The 2638-nt window shown below is 68.4% G+C and carries 2 protein-coding genes and 1 pseudogene; 2 read left to right on the top strand and 1 reads right to left on the bottom strand.

Annotated elements, in window-relative coordinates:
- Positions 1-249 (top strand): annotated as a pseudogene (locus FKP22_RS26670) (hypothetical protein); the annotation flags it as partial.
- Here the strand turns inward: FKP22_RS26670 and FKP22_RS26675 are convergent.
- A complete protein-coding gene (locus FKP22_RS26675; protein WP_141290963.1) occupies positions 233-1738 on the bottom strand; it encodes a DUF3466 family protein in 1506 nt (501 codons plus the stop codon). The pseudogene FKP22_RS26670 and the gene FKP22_RS26675 sit on opposite strands and share 17 nt — an antisense overlap.
- A 147-nt stretch (positions 1739-1885) precedes the next feature.
- Between FKP22_RS26675 and FKP22_RS26680 the strand changes: the two genes are divergently transcribed.
- On the top strand, positions 1886-2638 hold a 753-nt coding region (locus FKP22_RS26680), incomplete at its 3' end, for a hypothetical protein (RefSeq protein WP_141290965.1).

The raw sequence follows: 2638 nt of genomic DNA on the forward strand, positions 1-2638 counted from the left end.
AAGCTCACCGCGCTGCCATGGTGGCTGCTGAAGCTGGCCTCGCCTTTCGTGCCGGTTTTCCGCGAGATGCAGGAGATGCGCTACCTGTGGCGCCAGCCGGTCCGCATGGACGGACAGCGACTGGCGGCCTTCCTCGGCGAAGTGCCGCACACACGGCTGGACGAGGCAGTGGCGGCGACGCTGGAAGGCATTGGCTGCCTTGCTGCGTCTTCCCAGACGGACACGGCAGTCCTCAATCCGTCTTGGTGATCTGCATGGAATACAGCCGCGGGTACGAGTAGCTCACGTCGTAGCCCGGCGGCTGGAAAAAGCCGATGCCGGTGATCCAGCCGGTGTCGCTGATCGAGTAGGCGCTGAAGAGCTGCCAGCCGCTGTTGGGTGGCAGCAGCTTGTTCAGGTCGACGGGCGTGCCGTTGGGCTTCCACACCACGGCATGCACGGCCAACGCGGTCGGGTTGGACGCGTCGCCCGAGGCGGTGCCCACCACGTTGGCGTTGCCCACCACATAGCCCTTGTTGTTCATGCCGAAGGCGTAGCTGTACGAGCCGCCATCGGCCGCCTGGGACAGCAGGCCCAGCACTTCGGGCTCGGTGCTGTCTGCCGCCCAGCGGATGGCGCGCTGGCCCAGGTCGGTGCCCGAGTCGCTGAAAGACGTGCCGACGCCGCTCACGACGCCCTTGTTGTTGATGGCCAGCGCGTAGGTCCAGCCCATGCCGTCGCTGCCATGCCCCAGGCCCTTGAGCTCGGTGGGCGTGGTGGAGCCGGCGGGCCACAGCACAGCGGCGTCGCCTTGCGTGGCACCGCTGTCGGAGAACTTGCCCGACGAACCAACGGCAGCGCCGGCGTCGTTGATGGCCACGGCCGAGCTGGCGTAGCTGGCGCGCGGCGGCTTGGGCAGCGACTGCAGCACCGTGGCGGCGGTGCTGCCGGCCAGCCAGCGGGCGGCGACTGTGCCCAGGTTCTGGCCCTTGGCGCTGAACAGGTTGCCCTTGCCGACCACGTCGCCTGCGGCGTTCACCGCCACCCCCCAGCTGGCAATGCCGGTGGCGCCGCCCAGCGTCACGTTGTCCAGCACCTTGCCCTTGGCGGTCGGATTGGCCCAGCGGATCACGCGGGACGCGCCGTTGGCCGCGATTTCACTGCCGTAGCCGATGATGACGCCGGTGGACGACATGTTGGACGTGCCCATGTAGCCCACGCCGCTGGCATCGGTGAAGCCCTTGGGGACGGCCAGCATCCTGGGCTCGCCCGAGCCGGGCGCGTAATACACCGCACGGCCACCGAGGTCCACGGTGCCGTCGGGGGAATACAGCTCGCTGGTGCCGGCCACTTCGTTCTTGGCATTGGTGGCCTGGGCGGAAGAGGAGCCGGAGCCCGGCGGGATCCAGCCATCAACCGAATTGACGCCCAAGGTGCCCAGCACGTAGGTCTGCGCAGGCGTGATCACCATGCCGCGGTAGCCGAGGAAGGCCGTGCCGGTCGACAGCTGCGCTGCGCCCAGGCCGGCCGCTGCGCCGGAGGCGGTGCCGCCACCCGAGGCGTTGGGCAGCGTGTACGACATCGACGGGTACATGTAGCCGGTGGCGATGAACTGGCCGGGCGAGGTCTCGACCAGGTCGTAACCCAGGCCTGGGTACAAAGTGCCGGTCAGGCCGGCCAGCGCTGGCAGCGCGGAGGTGCCCAGTGCAAGCGCCGCCAACAAGGGGCGCAAGGGCAGGAAACAGGTTGGTGCGGTCACTTCGGAGGCCTCAGGCAAAGGTGGGTGGGAAGGATGGAACGCAGCCTAAGGCATTTGGCAAAGCGCTACAAGGGTTCTGTGAAGGTATTCTGAAAATACCCGTGAGGTCGTTTCGGGGTGTGGTTCTTTCGCGCTATGCTTGACGGCATGAGAACCGAGACACAGGCGGCCGGCGTTGAAGTGGCACTGCGCCGCAGGGCAGAAGAAACCGGCGACCGGCTGCGCGCGGCGGTCGATGGCTTGCTGACCGACCTGGGCGGGCGCGGCATCCGCGACCAGCGCGGCATGCAGGAGGCGCTGAACCTCAGCCAGTCTGCTGTCAGCAGGCTGGTGCTCTCCGCCCGCAGCGGCGATTCACTGGCCTCGCTGAGCAACAGCCCCGGCCTGGAGGCGCTGAAGCAGGTCGCCAAGGGCGCGGCCAAGTCCGGCGTGGACAAGGCCTGCCTGGCCGAAGTCAACCTCGCGATTGCCGAGCTGGAGCATTTCCTGGCCGCCGAGGTGGGTGACCGCAACACGCTGGAAGCGGTGTTGTGCGACTGGGTGCAGGAGTCCCGCGGCAGCTTCGAGCTGCGCCACAAGGCGGCGGCCTTCAAGTCCATGAGCGCGCTGCGCGGCGTGCGGGCCGACGTGATCGTCAACGCCGCCATCGTGCACCCTTCGGCCGATTCGCGGGTCTATGACTGCATTGGCATTGACGCGATGCTGGGCTGCCGCCGCCTGCGCCCCAGCGGGCTGCTGCGGCTGTTCGGCTCGCACCTGGCGCCGCCCGGGTCCAGCTACCAGGTGACCACGCTGGCCGGCGGCGCCATCGGCTCGCTGCGCGATGAGATGGTGCCGGGTTTCAGCACGGTCTCGGCCGCGCAGGCCGAGAGCGTGGAGCACGGGCAGTACCTCGAAACG

This window comes from Ideonella azotifigens, from assembly GCF_006519715.1.
Classification (GTDB): Bacteria; Pseudomonadota; Gammaproteobacteria; order Burkholderiales; family Burkholderiaceae_C; genus Ideonella; species Ideonella azotifigens.